Genomic DNA, 20583 nt, shown 5'->3' with positions numbered 1-20583 from the left:
ACGGCGGTAGCGGCCGTAGTGGGGACTATCGAAGGTTTGGTCCTGGTACGGGACGTCGGTGTGGACACCCGTGCCGACGAACGCGCGGCGTTCCAGGCGGCGCGGATCCCGGGCAGACGAGGCGGAAGGATGATCGTCGCCGCCGGGACGGTGTTACGGATCCGGTGTGGGCATCAGCTCACCCGTCCGTGGGTGCGGTTGGCGGTGCACGAAAACGAGGGGCCGTTGCGGCTCACGGTGATCAGCGGCCGCATTGGTGTCGACACCGGCGAGGGGATCGTGTGCCAGATGTCGGGGGCGGTGCCTTCTCGACCAACTGGGCTTGGCAGACGGGCAGTCCCGCGCGGCGCGGACTTCTGGCCGGGTTTCGTGCCGTGCGACGGAGGTGCCGGACGAGTTTCCGGCACCCGCAGGACTGGTACAGCAGGCTGTACTTTCTGGGCCGCGACACGTCGGGGCCGACCGTGCGTCGCTATCGTCTCTGCCGGGAGGTACGGGATGCCGCGCAGGGACGCCGCTGACGCTTCGGCCGCTGCCGGCCAACTGGGCCCGCAGCGTTGGCGGGCGGCGCGGCGGTACCTGCGTCGCCGCCTACGAATGTCTGTCGACGCCATCGAACACCTCGTCGGTGGCCTCGGCACGTCGATCCTGGCGCTGGCGGCCGTGCTGCTCCTGGTGGTGGTGGCGCTCGCCAGCCTGGTCGGCGTCGGCCTGGCGATGGTGCCGTCGGCGGCGAAGGCGGTCCGGCTCGCCGCCAACCGGGAGCGGGCGCGACTGTCACGGTGGGACCGCGACCTGCCCCTGCCGCCGGCGGTCCCCACCAGGCTGCGCGACGTCCTGCGCGACCCGTGGTTTCGGCGCGAGTGCGGGTTTGTGGCCGTCCACGGCACCGTCGGGTTCGCGTTGGGGGTGGTCGGGCTGTCGCTGCCGATCTCCGCCGTGCAGAACCTGCTGTTCCCGCTCTACTACTGGGTGCTGCCGCCGGAGGCGGGCGGCCCGGGGTTCATCAACTGGCGGATCGACGGTCTACCCGACGCGCTGCTGGTGGGGCTGATCGGGGTCGGCTGGCTCGCCGCGACCGTGGCGCTCAACCCGCCGTTGGCCGGGCTGCAGGCGCTGCCGGGGCGACGGTTGCTGGCACCCCCGCGCGATGTCGACATGTCGCTGCGGATCGCCGAGCTGACCGCCACCCGGGCGGCCGCGCTGGACGCGCACGCCGTCGAGCTGCGTCGCATCGAGCGGTCCCTGCACGACGGGGCGCAGAACCGACTGGTCGCGGTCACCGTACTGCTGGGGGCCGCGCGGCGGGCGATGCTCCGGGATCCGGCGCGGGCGGTGGAGATCCTGGACCGCGCGCACGAGTCGGCCGAACTGGCTCTCGCGGAGCTGCGCAGCGTCGTACGCGGGATTCTGCCCCCGGTGCTCGACGACCGTGGGCTCGCCGCCGCGATCGACGGTCTGGCCGCCGGCTGCGCGGTACCGTGCGTGGTGGAGGTCGACGTCCCGGGCCGATGCGCCGCGTCGGTCGAGGCGACGGCGTATTTCGTGGTCGCGGAGGCGCTGACCAACGTCGCCCGGCACAGTGGTGCCGCCTCGGCGGCGGTCACCGTGCGGCGCAGCGTCGACCGGCTGTACGTGTCGATCGTCGACGACGGGCGGGGCGGTGCCGACGAGGGCCACGGCTCGGGCATCGGCGGCATCCGGCGGCGGGTGCAGGGCCACGACGGCCGGTTCACGCTGACCAGCCCACCAGGTGGGCCGACGACCCTACTCGTGGAGTTGCCGTGCGGATCGTGATCGCCGAGGACGACGCCCTGCTGCGGGAAGGTCTGTCGCTGCTGCTGCGGGCCGAAGGGCTCGACGTGGTCGCCACCACCGACTCACCGACGACCTTCCTGGCCGCCGTGGACGAATTCCGGCCGGACGTCGCGATCGTCGACGTCCGGATGCCGCCCACCCACACCGACGAGGGCATCGTGGCCGCCGTCGAGGCCCGGCGTCGTCGACCCGACCTCGCGGTGCTGGTCCTGTCGGCGTACGTCGAGCAGGCGTTCGCCACCGACCTGCTCGCCGGCGGCGCGGTCCGGCTCGGCTACCTGCTGAAGGAGCGGGTCGGCCGGGTCGAGGAGTTCCTCACCGCGCTGCACCGGGTCGCCGAGGGCGGTACGGCGATCGACCCGGAGGTGGTCGGCCAGTTGTTCGCCCGCAGCCGTCCCGACAGCACCCTGAGCCGGCTCAGCGGCCGGGAACGCGACGTGCTCGCCCTGATGGCCGAGGGGCTCGGCAACGGGGCGATCGCGCAGCGGCTGTTCGTCACCGACGGGGCCGTGCACAAGCACATCCGCAGCATCTTCGCCAAGCTCGGTCTCGCCCCGGACGACCGCGCCGACCGGCGGGTGACGGCGGTGCTGCGCTACCTCGAGGACGCCCAGCGCCGCAGTCGGTGATGCCGGCGCCGCGCGACTGGTACAGCCTGCTGTACCCCGGTCGGCCAGTACGCTGGATCGTCCTACAGCCCGTCTGACCATAGCGTTTCTCCATGTCATCGTCCTCCGACGACAGGGAGAGGTTGGTCCAGATGTCCGTCCGCGTTGGACGCCCCGCCGACCCGGCGGTCCGCGTGATACAGCTCGCCCGTACGTATGGTTCCGGACCGCAGGCGGTCACCGCGCTCGCCGGCGTCGACGCGGAGTTCCACCGCGGCACGTTCACGGCGGTGATGGGGCCGTCCGGTTCCGGCAAGAGCACCCTGCTGCAGACCGCGGCCGGCCTGGACCGGCCCTCCTCCGGGCAGGTGTGGATCGGCGGCCAGGAGCTGTCGCGGCTGTCGGAGACGAAGCTGACCAAGCTGCGGCGCAGCCGGATCGGCTTCGTTTTCCAGGCCTTCAATCTGATCGGCGCGCTGACCGTCGAGGAGAACATCCACCTGCCGCTGCGGCTGTCCGGGGTACGCCCGGACGCCGCCTGGCTGCGCCAGGTCGTCGAGCGGGTCGGGCTCGGCGACCGGTTGCACCACCGCCCGGCCGAGTTGTCCGGCGGGCAGCAGCAGCGGGTGGCGATCGCCCGGGCGCTGGCGATGCGCCCCGAGGTGATCTTCTGTGACGAGCCGACCGGCGCGCTGGACACCCAGACCGCCGCCGACGTGCTGGCCCTGCTGCGATCGGTGGTCGACGACGCGCAGCAGACGGTGATCATGGTGACCCACGATCCGGTGGCGGCCTCGTACGCCGACCGGGTGATGGTCCTGGCCGACGGCCGGATCGTGCGGGACATGCCCCAGCCGGGTGCGGAGCAGATCGCCGAGCAGTTGGCGTGGCTCGGCCGCCGCCAGCTCGTCACCCAGGAGAGCTGAGCCATGCTGATGCTCGCCCTCCGGATGCTGCGCCACCGCATCGGCAGCGCGGTCGCCACCCTCGTCGCGCTCACCTGCGGCGTCATGATCCTCATGTCGATGGGCGTGATGGTCGAGTCCGGGATGCGGTTCACCCCGGCACCGCAGCGGTACGGCGCCGCCGACATCCTGGTCGCGGACCGCGACCTGACCATCGAGACCACCGAGTTCGGTGAGACGTCCACGGTCACCGTGGACCTGCCCACCGGCGGAAGCGTGCCGGTCACCCTCGCCGAACGCATCGGGCGGCTGCCCGGCGTGGCGGTCGCCGCCGCCGACCGCTCGATCCAGGCGGTCGTGCCGATCGACGACACCGCGCAGGGGGCGGTCGCGCACGGTTGGAGCAGCGCCGCGCTCACCCCGTACCGGATCGTCGACGGCAACCGGCCGGACGCCACCGACGAGGTCGCCATCGACGTGCGGCTCGCCTCGGCGGCCGGCACCCGACTGCGGCCCGGCGACCGGATCGCGGTCCTGGCCGCCGGTTCGGTCAACCAGTACCGGATCAGCGGCATCGTGGACCGTACCGCCGCCGGTGACACCCCGTCCGCGCTGTTCTTCACCGACGACCACGCCGCGGCGCTCAGCGGCGGCCCGGACCGGGCCGACGTGATCGGGATCGTCCTGGCCCGTGATGCGGACCCGGCGGCCGTGACGGCCGAGGTCGACCGGCTGGCCGCCGAATCAGGCGCGACGGTCCACACCGGCACCGAACGGGCCGGAGTCGAACAGTCCGAGGCGCTCATGGCGGCCGACATGCTGATCCAACTCGGTTCCGCACTCGGTGGCTACGTCGCCGGGCTCGTCATGTTCGTCGTCGCCGGAACGATCGGCCTGGCGGTCCGCCACCGTCGCCGCGACCTGGCCCTGCTGCGCGCCGTCGCGGCGACCCCGGGACAGGTACGGCTGCTGGTCGTCGCCGAGGTCGCGCAGTTGGCGATCGTCGCGGTGGTGCTCGGCGTCCCCGCCGGACTGTGGGCCAGCGACTGGGTGCACCGGCAGCTCATGGACCGGGGATTCGTCCCGCACGGCTTCCCGTTCGACGGCGGAATGCTCACCGCGGTGGCGGTCAGCGTGGCGACCGTGCTGGTGGCGGTGTCGGCGGCGCTGATCGCGGCCCGCCGTACGGTGCGGATCCGGCCGACCGAGGCGCTCGGTGAGATCGCCGTGGAGCCGGCCCGCAGCAGCCTCCCCCGGCTCTTCGCCGGTCTGATCGCACTCGGCGGCGGGGTCACGTTGACCATGGTCACCACCGCCCTGCATGGCCAGGCCGGTCTCGGCGCGGCGCTGGGCATGCTGTTCGTCTTCGTGCTCGCCGCCGCACTGCTCGCGCCGTGGATCAACCGGTACGCCGCACAGGTGCTCGGCCCGGTGCTGCGCGCCGTCTGGGGCGACAGCGGATACCTGGCGGCGGCCAACCTACGGGCGAACGCACGGGGCATGGCGACCGTGCTCACCGCGCTGGTGCTGTCGGTCGGCTTCGGCGGCTCGATCTGGTTCCTGCAGGACAACCTGGATCGGGAGGCCGTCGCCCAGACCCGCGACGGCACGCTGGCCCAGCACTCGCTGGTGTCGGCGGTCGGGCTGCCGGCCGGCGCCGCAGCGGACGCCCGCGAGCTGCCCGGCGTCGTCGCCGCCACTCCGATCCGGCGTACCTCGGTGATCCTGCCGGTACTGGGGGGCGCCGAACCCTTCGGTGCCCAGGCGATCGACCCCGCCGGGGCCGACCGGACCATGGACCTGTCGGTCACCGAGGGCAGCCTCGCCGACCTACGTGGCGACACGGTGGCGCTGTCCAACCTGCAGGCGTCCACGCTGGGAGCGGAACCCGGCGACCAGGTCGAGTTCTGGCTCGGCGACGGCACCCCGGTGACGTTGCGGCTGGTCGCCGTCTACGAACGCGGGCTCGCCTTCGGAGACGTGACTCTCAACCGGGAGACGCTCGACGGCCACACCCCGACCAACCTCGACGACGAGATCCTGATCCGCACCGAACCGGGCGACGCCGAGGCCGTCGCCGGGCTTGCCGACCTGGTCGGGCGGTACCCGGGCAGCGGCCTGATCGACACCGGGGCCGTCGGCGCCCAGCTCGCCACCGACCTGGCGCTCAGCGCCTGGATGAACAAGCTGGTCATCGGCGTCATGGTCGGCTACGCCGCCCTCGCTGCCGCCAACACCATGATCATGGCGGCGCTGGCCCGGAGCCGTGAACTGGCCCTGCTGCGGCTGGTCGGTGTCACGGCCCGTCAGGTCAAGCGGATGGTGCACGCCGAACAGGTCGGCCTGCTCGGCACGTCGCTGCTCATCGGTGGTGCCATCGCCGCCGTCACGTTGGTCTCGGTGGTCCGGATGATGACCGGACAGCTGGTCCCCTACGTCCCGCCGCTCGGCTGGATCTCGATCATCGGCGGTACCACGCTGCTCGCGCTGGTCACCACCATCGCTCCCATCAGCGCACTCCTGCGGACGCCACCGGTCAACAGCATCGGCGTCAAGGAGTGACCGTCAGCCAGTCCACCGCAGGCGCCGACGAACCGTCGTCGGCTCCGTGGATCGGCGCACGGGGCGACCGATCCGAACACTCACCAGGAGGTTCCATGTCACCGCAACGCACCGACAGGTCCGGCAAGGCGATCACCAGCGACGGCACCGCGCCGCCGCGTAAGCGGTTCGGCGCCGGCCGTCGCACCGCTGCCGCGCTGTCCCTCGTCGCGCTCACCGGGATCGCCGGCCTCGGACTCCAGTACGCCGACGCGGCGCAGGCCCACCGCCCGAAGAAGGACACCGTCCAGGGCAGCCTGGACGCACTGGTCAAGGCCGGCGTCGCCCCCGGGGCGCTGGCCTCGGTACGGGACAGCAGGGGTCGGGTCACCAACTACACCGCCGGCGTCAACGATCCGCGGACCAGGGCGAAGGTGCCCACCGACGGATACGTACGGATGGCCAGCAACACCAAGATGTACACCGCCGTCGCCGTCCTGCAACTCGCCGAAGAGGGCAAGGTGCGGCTGGACGAGCCGATCGAGACGTACCTGCCGGGGCTGGTCCGGGGGGAGGGCTTCGACGGACACACCATCACGGTCCGCCACCTGCTGGGTATGACCAGCGGTCTGCCGGAGTACGACCTGCCGGACGTCTCCGTGTGGGGCAGGAGGTACTACGAGCCGCGCGACATGCTCGACTCGGCTTTCTCCAAGCCGGCGCACGCTCCGGCCCCCGGCGGGGAGGTGCAGTACCGCAACGTCAACTACATCGTGGCCGGTCTGCTGGTGCAGAAGGTCACCGGTCGCCCGATCAGCGAAGTGATCACCAACAAGATCCTGAAGCCGGTCGGGCTGTACGAGACGTACTGGCCGGGTGTCGGTGACAAGACCATCCGCCGGCCGTACGCCAAGGGTTACCTGCCGGACCCGGAGACGACGAAGTGGGTCGACACCACCCGGGTGGACCCCTCCATCGCCTGGGCGGCCGGCCAGATGATCTCCACCCCGAGTGACCTCAACAAGTTCCTGGTGGCGCTGCAGACCGGGAAGCTGATCTCGCCGGCGACGCTGGCCGAGATGCGCGACAGCAGGGTCTTCCTTCCCGGTGGGGACGCTTTCCCGGACCTGGTGTGGCACTACGGCCTCGGCACCACCGGGTACGACCTCTCCTGCGGCGGTCGCGCCTGGGGGCACGGCGGCGACATCGACGGATACTCCAGCCGTACCGCCATCACCTCCGACGGTCGCGCCGTGACCATCGTGGTGACCGCCGCCACGAGCCCGGTCCCCGACGGCATCTTCCAGGTCCTGGACGCGTTCGACGCGGCCCTGTGCGCCGGCAGGTAGCCGTCGCCGGTCAACTGACCCGATCCCTCGCCCCGACAGCCACCGACGGAGCAGCCCGCCATGCCCACCCACCTCACTCGACTCCGCCCGCCGAACCGGTCGCGTCGCCGGGTCGTCGCCCTGGCGACGACCACGGTGATCGCGGCAGGCGGTCTCACCGCCGCCGGCCCGGCCGGCACCGCCCGGGCCGGGACCCGTCCCGACGCCATCGGCCAACGCATCGAGAGGATTGGCGGCCGGCCGACTGGTCTCCACTCCGGCCGATCTCAACACGTTCCTGCGGGCCCTGCTGGCCGGCGAACTGCTCAGACCCGCGCAGCTGGCCGAGATGCGGACCACGGTCGCGGTGCATCCGCAGTCGGACGTGGGGTACGGGCTCGATCTATTCCGCACCCCGTTGAGTTGCGGCGGGGCGGCGTGGGGCCACGGCGGTGACATCCCCGGCTACTCGACCGTCAACGGCGCCGCCGACGACGGTCGCGCGGCGACCCTGGTGGTCACCTCGCTCAACGGGTCGGTCACGGACGGCTCTGTCGCCGCCGACCGGGCCGCCCTCGTCGACGCCGCGCTCTGCGGCAAGTGACCGGCACGGCAGGAGTCGCGACACGTGTGGATCCACCACTGACGCTCGGCCGTCCGCTAGCTTTCGATGTGCAGCGGCTGTCGTTTCGCGTAGGGGCCGACCCCGGATCTTCGGAGACACCACTCGGAGGTTGCTTTGGCGATCTTGCTGGGCAGCATCGACGCCACGCCCACTCCCGACCGGCGAATGATGACGATCATCGGCGGCGACTTCGACTCCTTCGGTCACCCCGACACCAACGCCGCCGTCCTCTGCTGGGCAGGCACCGAACAGATCCAGCTGTTCAGCGAGATCAGCGATGGCCATCGTCCTCACGTGACGGTCGAGGCCTGGAACGGTCCGGCAGCGACGGACACCGACGAATGGGAAACCCACGGGCATGCTGAACTGCGTTCCACCAGCGGCACGCTGGGTATCAGCATCTTCGACGAGAAGATGCTGACCCCGTTCATGCCCATCGGAGCGCCGGGAACCTACCTCGTCGACGTGTGTGCCTCCGGTAGGCGTCAGATCCGTGAGTTGTACGGGAAACCCGCGTGGTTCGCCGACGAACTACCGACCGGCATCGAACGTTTCCTGGTTCGTGTCTGGCCCAAGCATTGCGCCGCCAGCACCTCACCCGGTCGGCCGCACCGTACGGCCACCAGCCCGCGACCGCCGGGCGGCCCGCTGGTGGCACCCGACGTGCCCACCACCACTGGAGCCACCGGATCTTCTCGAGGAGAGCGCCATGACAGTTCGCCCGTACACCGTCGACATCCCGGGCCCGGTCATCGACGACCTGCGGGACCGGTTGCGCGGCACCCGTTGGCCGGACCAGATCGGTGAGCCCTGGGAGTACGGCACCGACCTGACGTACCTGCGCAGCCTGCTCGGCCGCTGGGCCGAGGGGTACGACTGGTTCGCCCACCAGCGGCGCCTGAACACCTACGCCCACCACCTCGTGGACGTCGGCGACGACACCATCCACGTGATCCGGGAGCCCGCTCGTACCGTACCCGCACCCGGGGCGCTGCCGGTCGTGCTGCTGCACGGCTGGCCCAGCTCGTTTGTCCAGCTGCTGCCGATGCTGTCCCGACTGGTGGATCCCGCCGGGCACGGCGGCGACCCGGCCGACGCGGTCGACGCGGTCGTCATCTCCCTGCCCGGTTACGGCTTCTCCAGCCGCCCCCGGCAGCCGGGCGCCGACACGGCACACATCGCCGACCAGATCGTCGAGGTCATGGCGGCACTCGGTCACCGGAGGTTCGTCGGTCGCGGATCCGATCTCGGTGCCGGTGTGCTGCAACAGATGGCACTTCGACACCCGCAGGCGGTGGCGGCGCTGCACCTGTCCGGGACGAACCCCTACCTGGGCTGGGTGCCGGACGACCTGAGTGACGCGGAGAAGCGATTCGTCGAGGATGCGAAGCGCTGGAACCAGAGCGAGATGGCGTACGCCCAGGAGCACGCCACCAAACCGCAGACCCTCGCCTACGCCCTGAACGACTCTCCGGCTGGCCTGGCCGCCTGGGTGATCGAGAAGTTCCGTCGGTGGAGCGACTGTGGTGGGGACCTCGACTCGGTCTACGACCGTGACGACCTGCTCACCAACCTGACCATCTACTGGGCGACGCAGACCATCGGATCCTCCATGCGGCTCTACTACGAGACGGCACACAGCACCGGCGCCGCCTGGGGTCGGGTCGAGGTGCCCACCGCCATGGCGATGTCCAGCGCCGACATGTTCCCCACACCCCGTGAGTGGGTCGAACGCCAGTGGAACGTGGTCCGCTGGACCGACCTGCCGCGCGGCGGGCATTTCCTGGAGTGGGAGGTGCCGGAGCTACTGGCCTCCGACCTGCACGCCTTCCTTCGGGAGCAGCGTACGAACTGGACGTGACGTCACCGACGGGGCAGTTCGCCGGTCAATGACCTACGGGCTCAGGTCTGCGGGTCAGCCCCTGCTTCTTGACGTGCTCGATCAGCGCGACGAGGACCTCTTTGGACGACTGCCGCTCCCGCGCGTCACACATCATGACAGGCACGTCCGGGTCGAGGTCCAGGGCCAGGCGAACTTCGTCGAGGCTGTACTGGCGCGCGTTCTCGAAGCAGTTGACGGCAACGATGAATGGCAGCCTCGCGCGTTCGAAGTAGTCGACGGACGGGAAGCAGTCGGCGAGCCGCCTGGTGTCCGCCAGGACCACGGCGCCCAGGGCGCCGATGGTGAGTTCGTCCCAGACGAACCAGAAGCGGTCCTGGCCCGGGGTGCCGAACAGATAGAGGACGAGTTCCTCGCTGATGGTGATCCGGCCGAAGTCCATCGCCACAGTCGTGGTCGATTTCGCCTCGACGCCGGAGATGTCGTCGACTCCCACGCCCTGCTCGGAGAGGACCTCTTCGGTCCGCAGGGGCTTGGTTTCGCTGACGGATCCCACGAGGGTGGTCTTGCCTACGCCGAAGCCACCCGCGATGAGGATTTTTATGGCGGTGGGAAGGGTCGCTTGGCCCGTCCGCTCAGAGTTGACGTAGTCCATTGATGAGCGCCTCGAATACGCTGTCGTCGGGAAGGGTGGCGGCTTGGCGAGGGTCGTTCACCTGAACGAATCCCTGAGCGATCAGTCCGTCGAGCAGCACTCGGACGGTGCCAAGGGGCAGGCTGAGATGCGCGGCCACTTCTGCGAGTGCCAGCGGTCGTTGGCACAGGTGAATGATCCTGGCCTGCTCCGGTGCTATCCCCACCTCCGACGGCGGGGCCGATCGGGTCGAGAGGATCAGCGCGACCACATTGAAGCTGTTGGCTGGCTTGGCCCGCCCGCCGGTAACGGCGTACGGCCGGACCACCGGCCCGGCTGCGTCATCTAACCAGACCGGTTCTTCGTCGGGCATCGTCATGGCGGCCCCTAGTTGTTGGTGTGCTGACTCGGCCTGGTCGGGGAGGCGAGGAACTTGCCGGCTCGCGCGACGACCATCGCCATTTCGTACGCGACAAGTCCGACGTCGGTGTCTTCGGCCGCGAGGACGGCCAGGCAGGCGTTGCTCCCGGCCGCGGTGACGAAAAGGAACGACGACCTCATCTCGATGATGGTCTGTTGAACGGGTCCGCCGCCGAACCGCTTGCTGGCGCCCTTCGCGAGGCTCTGGATCCCCGACGCCATCGCGGCCAGGTGTTCCGCGTCGTCCCGGCTGAGCTGGGCGGAGGAAGCCATGAGCAGCCCGTCAGCGGAGAGCACGATGGCATGCTCAGCCTGCTTGACCCGCCCGACCAGGTCGTCGAGCAGCCAGGCCAGATCGCCCGTGGAGTTCTGCTGCACTTGCCCGTTCCTCTTTCTCACCGGTCGGTTTCGGCCGCGGACGTGTTGTCGGCGGCGTTGGGTTGCTCGTCGTCGGCAGCGTCGACGAGACGTGCGGCGTCATCGCGGCCGCGACGGGTGCCGGATTGGTAGGAACTCATCATCCTGCGGATGTCGTCGGGGGATCGCCCCGCCTCGTCGTCCGGCGGCTGTGTCTGGCCTGGGGACGATTCGCGCAGTTGTCGCGCGATGTTGGCCTGGCGGACTCTCATCGGCAGGCCGTGCTCGGTGTGCTCGGTGTGTCCGGCAGCAGGTCCGGGCCGCTGTTTGACGCTGGGCGTGCTCTTGACCGGCTCCTCGGTGACCGTGGCGGCGGCGTCGGCGGCGGCACGCAGTGGACGCACCGCTGGCAGCTCCATCGTTTCACCGTGCACGGGTGCGGGCTCGACGACGGCGAGCGAGGTCTGCCGCGCCGTGGCGACCCGCTGGGCATCGCCTGCCGCAGCCGGGTCCCTGGTCACGCCCGCGGTCGGAGCGGGACCGGCGCCGATCGGGTCGGCCGTCGCCACCAGGTCCTTGGGGATGAGGACGACCGCCGTCGTGCCGCCGTAGGGCGACGGCTTCAACCGGACCGCGAGGTGGTGCTTGGCGGCCAGCCGACTGACCACGAAGAGTCCCAGCTTCTTGGCGTCGGCGAGGTTGAACTCGGCGGCGACGGCGAGGTCCGCGTTCGCGGCGGCCAGATCGTCCTCGGCCATGCCGAGACCTCTGTCCTCGATCTCGATGGCGAAGCCGTTGGCGACAAGCTGCCCGCGTACCTCGACAGGGGTGCTCTTCGGCGAGAAGGTCAGGGCATTCTCGATCAGCTCGGCCAGCAGGTGGATGATGTCGCCGGCGGCCCGGCCGGCGAGCGCGACCGACCCGAACGGCATCACCTTCACCCGGGTGTAGTCCTCCACCTCCTGCACGGCAGCGCGGGCCACATCGACCATCGGCACGTTGCGGCGCCAGCCACGGCCGGGCGTCGCACCCGACAGGACGATGAGGTTCTCGGCGTTGCGCCGCATCCGGGTGGCGAGGTGGTCGACGCGGAACAGGTCCTCGAGTTCGTCGGCATCCTCCTGCCGGCGCTCCATCTCGTCGAGGAGGGTCACCTGGCGGTGGACGAGGGCCTGGGTGCGCCGGGCCAGGTTCAGGAACACGTCGCGTACGTTGCGGCGTAGCTCCGCCTGCTCCACGGCCGTACGCACAGCGGTCTCCTGGACGGCGTTGAACGCCTGGCCGACCTGCCCGATCTCGTCCGAGCCGAAGTCGAGAGGCGGCGCCTCGACGGCGACGTCCACCTTCTCGCCGCGCTGCAGCCGCTCGACCACGGCGGGCAGCCGCTCGTCGGCGAGTTGGTGAGCCGCGTCCCGCAGCCGCTGCAACTGCGCCACCAGAGCGCGCGCCGTCGTGATCGACAGCACGATCGACGCGGCAACGGCGATCGTGCCGAGACCCGCCGCGAGAAGCAGCCGGATGATGACCCAGACGGCGACGCCCACGGCACCGGACACGATTCCGTTGCCACCGGCGGTGACGACTTCCTGCAGCTCGGACTGAGCGTCGTCAACCACACTGCGCCACTCGGCGGCCTCGACGGGCAGGCTGGTCCGGGTGCGGCTGGTCTGTGTGACACTGTCTTCGATCGCCCGCAGACGGCGGAAGGTGTCGCCAGCAAGCAACTGCTCATATCGAGCGCGGTCGGCGGGTGACAGCTGGATCGAGGTTTCCGAGCCCGCGAACCGTTGGGCGCCCACGAGCTGCGCGAACTGCGCCTGCTCGGCGGCGGTGATGCGACCGCTGGCGAGGACGCCACTCAAGAGCGCGTCCTCTTGCGAGATCAGCTCCCCCATGCGGTTCAGCTGGATGAGCGCGGCAGCGTAACCCGCGATCGTCTTGTCGTCCAGACTCGCCGTGGCGTGGTAGATGCCGAAGATCGAGTCGATCGAGTCGCCGAATGCCTTCGCTGCGCTCGAGCGGTCGATGGTGCGGGCGTCGACCTGCTTTCTGATACCGCCCAGGGCGTCCAGACTGACGTAGGCGGCGTCAAGTCGTTGGGCCAACGTGGCGCTGCCCGCCAGATCCGTCTGCCAACTCCGTGCCGACTCGGTGAACGTCGCGGCGAGCTGCTCGGTCTGCCGGCGCTGTGTGTCCATGGACGCTCGCGCTTGACTGTCGTCGGAGCCACCCAGGTAGGCCAGCGTGAGTCGGCGTTCGTTCTGCAAGGCGGTCAGCAGGGGTGCGCTCGGCTCGTACACCTTGCTGTTCAGCGTATTGACCCAGAGCAGATTCAGACCGTCCCGGAGGGTCACCCACGCCGCGAACGCCCACAGGGCAGTGAGCGACAGCAACATCGCGACCACTTTGGTGCGGATATTGGTACTGCGAAAGCGCATCACACCGTCCCAGTCGGCCGTTGCACCTGGCTAAGTCCTCGGTGAATTTCTGACGCCTGCGCGTCCCACATCAACGGCGCGCGACAACGGGAGCACGCTAGCAGCGTCCAAGAAGGTCCTCAAGCGTCCCTGATCACCGGCTTGCTGGCTGCCTGCCGCGGTTTGGGTGCAGTTGTCGTGACGGTCGCCGCGGTTATGTCGTGCCGTTGCCGCGCAAGGTGCAATGCGGCGAGCACCGCGGCGCGGACGATCGCCAGCGGGCGGTAGAGCTCCTTGCCGTACCAGAGGGGAGGGGCAGGCTCCCGGCCCGCCGTCTCGCAGAGGTACGCGTAGCCGCGCCTCGCGGCCGCTTGGACTTCATCGACCCTCGGGCGTGCTGCCAGGAGCACCTGCAACGCGTACGCGGTCTCCTCAGCGGTGCCGTCCCACCGTCCCCACGACCCGTCGGCCCGCTGCGTGGACAGGACCCAGTCGACCGCCCTCGCCACCGCGTCGACCGCGGTGGGCCCACGGCCGAAGTCATGGAGAGCGAGGGCGCAGCACATCGTGGCGTAGTACGGCGAGGCGTGCCAGCGGTCGCGCCACTGCCCGTCCGGCTGCTGGCGCTCTCGCAGCGCCACCGTCAACCGATCGACGGCGGCGATGTACCGCGGCTCCGGATCGACCCTGCTGGACACGTGCTGACCGAAAGCGTCCAGGACGTGGGCGTTGGTGGTGACCGACCACCCGTCCTCGCCAGGCCAGGTGCAGAATCCATCCGCAGTTTCGTATGCCCAGAGAGGCCCGGGGTCCACGGGCTGGCCGAGATGTCCGAGCGCACACAGGGCCACCGCCGTGGTGTCTGCGTCGGCGGGCAGCCCCGGCCCGGTCGGAGTGCCCAGCGGGCTCATCGCGGCGCGCAGGCTTTCCACGATGCGCGGCGGCACCTCGACTCGAATGCCGGCCCGTGCCAGTCCGCTCACCACCCACGCCGCCTCGAAGACAGTGATGGGCGACGGACACGGCACCGGGCCGCCGCCAGCGACAGTCGCCAAATGAGCCAAGGCAAGGTCGCTGGAGGAGTCCGAGTCGGGGTGGCCGATCCAGGCGGCGGTTGCCGCCGGTGAGGCACCGACCGTCCCGGGCCCCGCCGGTCGAATGCCTGCGGCGCGGGCTGTGGGACCCAGAACCTCCAGAAAATGCACCAGCTTGCCCGGCAGATCAGCGCCGGCGGCGACCGCTTGTCGGACCTTGACGAGACGACCGTCGTCCATCCCCGTCGGCAGGCCCAACCGCCCGCCGTACCAGGGTTCGAGGCACGGCACCGCCATGTGCTCAAGCAGCGCGAGGTGCTGGTTGATGCCCGCCACGAGGGAAGGCACGATAAGGTCCGCACCCGGGGTGTCCGGCACCAGCAGATCAGCGCTCAGCCAGGTGGTGAGCGCCTGCAGGCTGCGGGCGACGGCAGGGGCCAGGCGCGCCGCCACGTCATCCCGATGCGCCCTCGGTCCCGCGGAGCGGAGGGTCGCGAGCAGCGCATCGGTGGCGCTGAGTGTGGGAACCAGCGCATATCCCTGCGGTGGACCCCACCCCCCGTCCGCGCGCTGCGTCTGCAGCAGGAATGCGACGCGCTCGGCATGCCCCCCCAGCCACGGCGACAGCGACACAAGCCGAGCGGTCTCGTAAACCGATGGGGCGACCTGACCGTGCGGCTCCGCCTCCAGCCCGGCAATGAGATCAGCTACGGCACCGTCAATGTCGCCGCTCAATGTGTGGACGGGGACGGCCGGGCAGCTCACAGGCTGCCCCAGAAATCCGACACCTGGTAGAAGCCAGCGGTGAACGAGATCTGGCGTCGCAGAAACGCGGCCTGTCGGGGACAGGTTTTCTCCAGTGGCTCGATCAGGTCGCGGCAGCGCTGGATGACCGCGTTGAGCCTGGCGGTCACTTCGGCTCTGCTCACGAGCATGAGCGCGTTCAGATCTCCCCACTGGAGGTCGCGCTTGCTCGTACCCAGGTCGTTGATCAACCTGATGGCGCGCTGCACCTCGCGGCTGGCAGCCAACAGGTCGTCGACGTGGTCCAAGCAGTCCTGTTCACCGAGCTGGGTCCAGTGCGTCACGCTGACCAGCACGACTGCGGCGTTGTCCGCGTTGGCGAGGTACTGGTCGAGAGTCAGCGCGGTACGCACGGCCGGTGACGCCTGATGCGCGCTCTTCCAGCTCCACTCCTGGCCCATCGCTGCGACCATGCGTCCGACTTCGTCCCGCCACATCGAGCCCATGGCCGCGAACGCCGGCGCCGACACCAACTCGTTGCGTATCTCGGCCAGCAGCAGCGCCAGGGGGTGTCCGCCGTCGACGCACGGATCGCCGTTGGCGGCTGAGAGGCAGCTGGCGACGAGCGCCCGGACCTCGTCGTCCGTCTGCGCGAGGTGGTCGAACTGCCAGTCCGCCGCGAACACCCACAGCACGGTCCGAGCTGTCAGCCTCAGTTGGTCGCCCGCGTACTCGGGGGCGGTGAACGCTACTGACATCGCGATGCCGCTGATGAGAGCCGCGTCGAAGGGTCGCGCCGCGAACAGGTTCTGATGGCGCGTCACGACCTCGTGCAGGTCGCGATCGAGAGTGACGGCCAGCGCGCAAACTCGTGCCTGCTCTTCGACAGTGAGCGCGTCGCCCATGGCGACCGGGACATGCGGGCTGGGTGTCACGAGACTGAGGAGTGGTCGTGCCGCGGCAGCAGTGTGAGCGTGTTCGGCCGCGGCCGCAGTGAGGCACCGAGCCGCGCTTTGAGGTCCGCCGGCTCCCCGAGTTGGAACCGGTACCGGCTCAGCAGCGTGGCGATGATGATCGGGGCCTCAAGGAGGAAGAGGTGCTGGCCGACGCACTGGTGCGGGCCTCCTCCGAAGGGGAAGTAGCTGTAGCGGTGCTCCCGCCTCGGGCGGTCGGGGGCGAACCTTTCCGGGTCGAATGCTTCAGGGCGATCCCAGAACTGTTCCATCCGCTGGGTCGCGTACGGGCTGACCAGGATGGTTGCTCCGGCCTCGATCCGGACCCGACCAAGGACCTGCTGCTCGACCGCTGTTCGTGGGATGTTCCAGCCGGCCGGCCAGAGACGCAGCATCTCGTCCAGGACCATCCGGGTGTAGCCCATCCGTGGGATGTGTGCCCGCTGTACCGGCCCACGCCCGACCACCTCGTCGACTTCGGCGTACAGCCGGTCGGCAACCTCGGGGTACTTCTCAAGGACCGGCCAAAGCCAGGACAGGACACCGATCGTGGTCTCGGTGGCCGTACTGAACATCGCGACCACGTCGCTGCGGACCTGCTCCTCGCTGACCTGAAGTCCGTTGGCCCTTGGGCGACACAGCGTAGCGATGATGTCGTCGCCGTCGCCCGGGTTCGCGCGCTCCTTGCGGATGATCGGTAGGACCAGCGCGTCGATGGCCGCGACAGCCTTGCGGAATGCCCTGTCACCGGGCAGGGGAATCCAGTAGGGCACGCCGGGCGCGAGCAGACGAACCACCATCGTCCGGGTGATCGTCCCCAGGTGGCCGAAAATCTCCAGCGCGTCGCTCACGGGAATCTTCCGCCCGAAAAGTACGCGGGTTGTGGCCTGACACACGATCCGCGACATCAGGGTCATCGCGTCAACAGCCGCACCCTGTCGAGCCGGCTCACCCAGCGCGTCGATCGCCTCGGCGATGGCGACCGCCATCTGGTCGACCAGCCGCTCGACCCGCTGTTTGGTGAACAGCGGTTGCAGGGTGTCCCGGCTCGACTCCCACACCTCTCCCTCGGTGACGAGGATCGCCTCCCCGACCACCCGGCGGATCGAACGCCAGAGCATGCTCTCACCGTCGCGGATGTAGGTGGTCCTGTCACGCAGGATCTGCTGTAGGTGCTCGGGGTGGGTGACCAGGTAGGGGCGCATCGTGCCTAGGTTGAGGCGCACGACCTCACCGCCGGACTCGCTTCCGAAGTGGACAAGAGCCGCGAGCGGGTCCCGGAGCATACGCGGCAGTGTGTCGCGCAGGGGAATGGTCCTGGCGCGGCCGGCGGGTTTCGCCTCAGGCATGAGCACCTCCACGAGCTGTTGTCCTCCGAGCGTATGGCCAGGCAGGTCCCCGCAGCAGGGGCCCTGCATGATCAACTTTCGGTTCTATCGATAACTCCGGATTTGTCTGAGGTGGACGGCGGTCCGGCGGATGACCGAACTTGAGTCGAGGGCGCCAGCAAGCCCGCACCGCAACAGGGTGGCGCGAAGGGCCGAGGCATTCCCGTCGGCAAGGCGGCAGGCCCGCTGACGCGCCGCCGCGGATGCGGCTCTGCGAGACGAGGTGATCATCGGTAACATCCCGGACTCGGCTCAGAGGATGGGTGGAGGTCAATCCGTTGCTGCCGTGCGAGGTGCTCGACACGTCCGTGCTTCCACCGAGCGAACGTTTCGAGCGCTGGTACGAGGTCATTGCTCGCGAAGCCGCTCCGACCTACGTCAAGAGCCCGCACCTCGCCGACTTCAAGGCCTTGGCCAGGCGGGTATCCCTGGGAACCGTCCTGCTGGCTGAGTTGCGCTACCCAACCCTGGACACCATCCGTTCGCCACGGCTGGTCAGGCGGTCGCAGCCCGACACCTACCAACTGGTGCTGATGACCACGGGGGAAAGCGTCGCGCACCAGGAGCGCACCCAGTCCTCCGTGCCGCAGGCGTCGTTCACCCTGCTGGACAACAGCAAGCCGTTCACTGGCACCCACTACGCGTCGGGGTCGACGCTTGCGAGCTCCATCTCTCTGGTCATCCCCCATCAGGCGTTGCCGTTGCACCCGGACAAGGTGCGCGCGCTCCTCGCAAGCTCGATCAGTTCGGACACAGGTATGGCCGCTCTGCTTGCTCAATTCGTCCACCGCGTGGCGACGCGCCCCGAAGAGTTCGCCCCGAGTCAGGCGGTGACGTTAGGCGCGATAGCGCTCGACCTCGCGGCCAGCGCCCTGGCTCAGCGCTTGGCTGTTCAAGAGCTGCTGCCGGCCGAGGTCCGGGAACGTACGCTGCGTACCGAGATCGAAGCCTTCGTCGAGAAGAACCTTGGCTGCACTGACCTGACCCCCCGTTCCGTCGCCGCTGCGCACCACGTTTCGCTGCGTATGCTCCACCGGCTCTTCGCGTCCGAGCAGCACACCGTGGCGGAACTGATTCGGCACCGGCGACTGGCTCGGTGCCAGCGGGATTTGATCAATCCGTTGCTCGCCGATCGGCCGGTCCACAGAATCGCGGCTCGTTGGGGATTCCCGGCCTACGCGCATTTCAGTCGCCTCTTCAAGAACACTTTCGGCATGTCGCCCCAGGAGTACCGCGACCTGCACCGTTAGTTCACGGGCCGACCTCGGCTACCCGCCGCCCGGCGGAGGGTTTCGAGTCTGGTGCCTCCTCGGCGGGCGCGGCTGCTGAGCTGTGACCGCGCCGTGGTCCGTACAAGACGGCACCGAAGTGCAACCTCCTGGCACCAGCGGTCAACATCCCAACTGTTCGTTGATCGCAAACTGGAGCAGCGAGCGGGACCCGGGCGATAGGGCGGGGCTACCAACGGGGGTGCCTCTTTCGTTCGGAACGCTGCACCGTAGGCCACACCTCGGTGTCACATCGCCACCGCTTCCCACCCCCCCGGGCCGGCACCGCCCCTCCGGGGGTGGGAAGCGGCGCCAGGCCTCAGCCCGGGGTGTTGATCTGACGGCACTTCGGTAAGGATCGCGAGATGGCAGGAGCGAAGCCGTATCCGCAGGAGTTGCGGGAGCGGCTGCCGAGGGCCACCAGAGCCGTGCGACCTCAGCGAGTGGCGGCGGTCGGCGTGACCCTGATCTGCCGGGTGTCGCCGCCGCGCAGGTAGGTCATCGACACGGGCTGGCCGGGCTCGACCGACCGCAACGCACCGATGAACGCCTCCAGCGTGTCGATGCGCTCACCGGCCACCTGCGTGACGATGTCCCCGGGCCGCAGACCGGCGGCAGCCGACGGACCGTTCCCGTCGACGTCGCGAACCAGGACCCCCCGGTCGGTGGGGGCATTAAGCGACCGGGCGATCTGGGGGGTCAGGCGCGCCACTGCCACCCCGAGGTACGGCTGGGTGACCCGGCCGTCGTCGAGGAGATCGTCGGCGATGTCCAGGGCGGTGGCGGCGGGAATCGCGAAGCCGATTGACACCGCGCCGGTCTGCGGCGGCAGGTAGGCGTCGTTGATGCCGATGACCCGGCCCGAGTAGTCGGCGAGCGCGCCGCCCGAGTTGCCGGGTGAGATCGCCGCGTCGGTCTGGATCAGGTCGACCAGGGCGTTGCCCTGACCCGCCGAACCGGGGATCTCCCGACCGACGCCGGAGACGATGCCGGCGGTGACGCTGTTGAGGAAGCCCAGTGGGCTGCCGAGCGCGAGGACCGGCTCACCCGGTGGCGGAAGCTCGGTGTGGAACGGCGCGGGCGGCAGGTCGGCGCGCTCCGCGCGGAGCACGGCGAGATCGGTGACGGCGTCGGCGGCGACCACCCGGGCCGGTACGCGGGTGCCGTCGGCGAGGGCGACCTCCACGTTCTCCTCCTCGCCAACGACGTGCTCGTTGGTGAGGATCAGCCCACCCTCCCGGAACACGACCCCGGAGCCGAGACCCTGCCCGGCCCGAACGGTGACGACCGAGGGCTGCAGTCGGGCGACGATCTGTGGCAGATCGGCTGCTGCCGGTGCGGGCGCGGCCGACGACGCGGCGGTCGGCGCCGCAGCCGCTCCTTCGTCGTCGGCGGCCGTGCAGCCGGCGGTGGCGATCAGCATCGCTCCGCCAGCCAACAGTGCCACCCAGCGCGATCGGACCGTCACGGTGTAGTCCTCCCCGGTGGTAGTACAGCGGTCGGGTGCCCTGGCTGGCCCGCTACCCGAACCTCCCGACAGCAAACCCCGCGGCTGCCCGCGGGGTCGGAACGTCACGGTGCCGGGCAGTAACCGTCATCCGTTCGTCGCACTACCCCCGCGGCGGAACCGAGCGGGCCCGCTCCGGATCGAGATGGAGGGGGGGGGGGCGGGGGGGGGGGGGGGGCCGCCCCCGCGGGCACGA

At 69.9% G+C, this 20583-nt stretch carries 16 protein-coding genes and 1 pseudogene; 9 read left to right on the top strand and 8 right to left on the bottom strand.

Annotation, left to right across the window (positions count from 1 at the left end):
* Window positions 1–498 precede the first annotated feature (498 nt).
* The 8 genes and pseudogenes from V5O40_RS26025 (at window position 499) to V5O40_RS25990 (ending at window position 9686) form a co-directional block, all read left to right on the top strand.
* Complete coding sequence (locus V5O40_RS26025) at window positions 499–1797, top strand: sensor histidine kinase (RefSeq protein ID WP_332907906.1); 1299 nt, start codon at window positions 499–501, stop codon at window positions 1795–1797.
* On the top strand, window positions 1785–2447 hold the full coding sequence (locus V5O40_RS26020; protein ID WP_332907905.1) for a response regulator transcription factor: 663 nt from the start codon (window positions 1785–1787) through the stop codon (window positions 2445–2447). The genes V5O40_RS26025 and V5O40_RS26020 overlap by 13 nt, the downstream gene beginning before the upstream one ends.
* 131 nt (window positions 2448–2578) lie before the next feature.
* Window positions 2579–3352, top strand: a complete 774-nt coding sequence (locus V5O40_RS26015; protein ID WP_093410981.1) for an ABC transporter ATP-binding protein — start codon at window positions 2579–2581, stop codon at window positions 3350–3352.
* Window positions 3353–3355: 3 nt separating this feature from the next.
* Entirely contained in the window at window positions 3356–5893 is a 2538-nt protein-coding gene (locus V5O40_RS26010) for an ABC transporter permease (protein WP_332907904.1), read from the top strand.
* A 95-nt stretch (window positions 5894–5988) separates the two neighbouring features.
* On the top strand, window positions 5989–7221 hold the full coding sequence (locus V5O40_RS26005; RefSeq protein ID WP_332907903.1) for a serine hydrolase domain-containing protein: 1233 nt from the start codon (window positions 5989–5991) through the stop codon (window positions 7219–7221).
* 181 nt (window positions 7222–7402) lie between these two features.
* Window positions 7403–7804 (top strand): annotated as a pseudogene (locus tag V5O40_RS26000) (serine hydrolase); the annotation flags it as partial.
* A gap of 135 nt (window positions 7805–7939) precedes the next feature.
* Window positions 7940–8632 carry a hypothetical protein gene (locus V5O40_RS25995; RefSeq protein WP_332907902.1) on the top strand — a complete coding sequence of 231 codons (693 nt, stop codon included), beginning with the start codon at window positions 7940–7942 and terminating at the stop codon, window positions 8630–8632.
* Window positions 8535–9686, top strand: coding sequence for an epoxide hydrolase family protein (locus V5O40_RS25990; RefSeq protein WP_332907901.1), 1152 nt, complete (start codon window positions 8535–8537; stop codon window positions 9684–9686). Before V5O40_RS25995 ends, V5O40_RS25990 begins: the two co-directional genes overlap by 98 nt.
* A gap of 25 nt (window positions 9687–9711) precedes the next feature.
* On the opposite strand, the gene V5O40_RS25985 is transcribed toward V5O40_RS25990, so the two are convergent.
* From V5O40_RS25985 to V5O40_RS25955, 7 genes are all read right to left on the bottom strand, one after another.
* Complete coding sequence (locus V5O40_RS25985; protein WP_269740746.1) at window positions 9712–10320, bottom strand: GTP-binding protein; 609 nt, start codon at window positions 10318–10320, stop codon at window positions 9712–9714.
* Complete coding sequence (locus tag V5O40_RS25980) at window positions 10301–10678, bottom strand: DUF742 domain-containing protein (protein ID WP_332907900.1); 378 nt, start codon at window positions 10676–10678, stop codon at window positions 10301–10303. The genes V5O40_RS25985 and V5O40_RS25980 overlap by 20 nt, the downstream gene beginning before the upstream one ends.
* Window positions 10679–10686: 8 nt before the next feature.
* The gene (locus tag V5O40_RS25975; RefSeq protein ID WP_269740748.1) at window positions 10687–11097 is read right to left on the bottom strand and encodes a roadblock/LC7 domain-containing protein; all 411 of its coding nucleotides are present in this window, start codon (window positions 11095–11097) and stop codon (window positions 10687–10689) included.
* 17 nt (window positions 11098–11114) lie between these two features.
* Complete coding sequence (locus tag V5O40_RS25970; RefSeq protein WP_332907907.1) at window positions 11115–13514, bottom strand: sensor histidine kinase; 2400 nt, start codon at window positions 13512–13514, stop codon at window positions 11115–11117.
* Between the two features lie 119 nt (window positions 13515–13633).
* Window positions 13634–15262 carry a prenyltransferase/squalene oxidase repeat-containing protein gene (locus tag V5O40_RS25965; RefSeq protein WP_332907899.1) on the bottom strand — a complete coding sequence of 543 codons (1629 nt, stop codon included), beginning with the start codon at window positions 15260–15262 and terminating at the stop codon, window positions 13634–13636.
* Between the two features lie 26 nt (window positions 15263–15288).
* Window positions 15289–16176 carry a terpene synthase family protein gene (locus V5O40_RS25960; RefSeq protein WP_332907898.1) on the bottom strand — a complete coding sequence of 296 codons (888 nt, stop codon included), beginning with the start codon at window positions 16174–16176 and terminating at the stop codon, window positions 15289–15291.
* Window positions 16177–16202: 26 nt separating this feature from the next.
* Window positions 16203–17537 carry a cytochrome P450 gene (locus tag V5O40_RS25955; RefSeq protein ID WP_408631951.1) on the bottom strand — a complete coding sequence of 445 codons (1335 nt, stop codon included), beginning with the start codon at window positions 17535–17537 and terminating at the stop codon, window positions 16203–16205.
* Window positions 17538–17875: 338 nt separating this feature from the next.
* Between V5O40_RS25955 and V5O40_RS25950 the strand changes: the two genes are divergently transcribed.
* A complete protein-coding gene (locus V5O40_RS25950) occupies window positions 17876–18862 on the top strand; it encodes a helix-turn-helix domain-containing protein (protein WP_332907896.1) in 987 nt (328 codons plus the stop codon).
* Between the two features lie 454 nt (window positions 18863–19316).
* Here V5O40_RS25950 and V5O40_RS25945 read toward each other — a convergent pair whose 3' ends face one another.
* A complete protein-coding gene (locus V5O40_RS25945) occupies window positions 19317–20348 on the bottom strand; it encodes a S1C family serine protease (protein WP_332907895.1) in 1032 nt (343 codons plus the stop codon).
* Window positions 20349–20583 lie beyond the last annotated feature (235 nt).

It is taken from the genome of Micromonospora palythoicola, assembly GCF_036689795.1.
In the GTDB taxonomy this organism is placed as follows: Bacteria; Actinomycetota; Actinomycetes; order Mycobacteriales; family Micromonosporaceae; genus Micromonospora; species Micromonospora palythoicola.
The sequence above is the reverse complement of the archived record's forward strand: the minus strand, read 5'-3'. Positions and strand labels throughout refer to the sequence as shown.

Excerpts from the sequence above, each read along its gene's own strand:
- V5O40_RS26025 (WP_332907906.1), top strand. The coding sequence starts at position 499 with ATGCCGCGCAGGGACGCCGCTGACGCTTCGGCCGCTGCCGGCCAACTG.
- V5O40_RS26015 (WP_093410981.1), top strand. The coding sequence starts at position 2,579 with ATGTCCGTCCGCGTTGGACGCCCCGCCGACCCGGCGGTCCGCGTGATA.
- V5O40_RS26010 (WP_332907904.1), top strand. The coding sequence starts at position 3,356 with ATGCTGATGCTCGCCCTCCGGATGCTGCGCCACCGCATCGGCAGCGCG.
- V5O40_RS26005 (WP_332907903.1), top strand. The coding sequence starts at position 5,989 with ATGTCACCGCAACGCACCGACAGGTCCGGCAAGGCGATCACCAGCGAC.
- V5O40_RS25990 (WP_332907901.1), top strand. The coding sequence starts at position 8,535 with ATGACAGTTCGCCCGTACACCGTCGACATCCCGGGCCCGGTCATCGAC.
- V5O40_RS25985 (WP_269740746.1), bottom strand. The coding sequence starts at position 10,320 with ATGGACTACGTCAACTCTGAGCGGACGGGCCAAGCGACCCTTCCCACC.
- V5O40_RS25980 (WP_332907900.1), bottom strand. The coding sequence starts at position 10,678 with ATGACGATGCCCGACGAAGAACCGGTCTGGTTAGATGACGCAGCCGGG.
- V5O40_RS25970 (WP_332907907.1), bottom strand. The coding sequence starts at position 13,514 with ATGCGCTTTCGCAGTACCAATATCCGCACCAAAGTGGTCGCGATGTTG.
- V5O40_RS25960 (WP_332907898.1), bottom strand. The coding sequence starts at position 16,176 with ATGGGCGACGCGCTCACTGTCGAAGAGCAGGCACGAGTTTGCGCGCTG.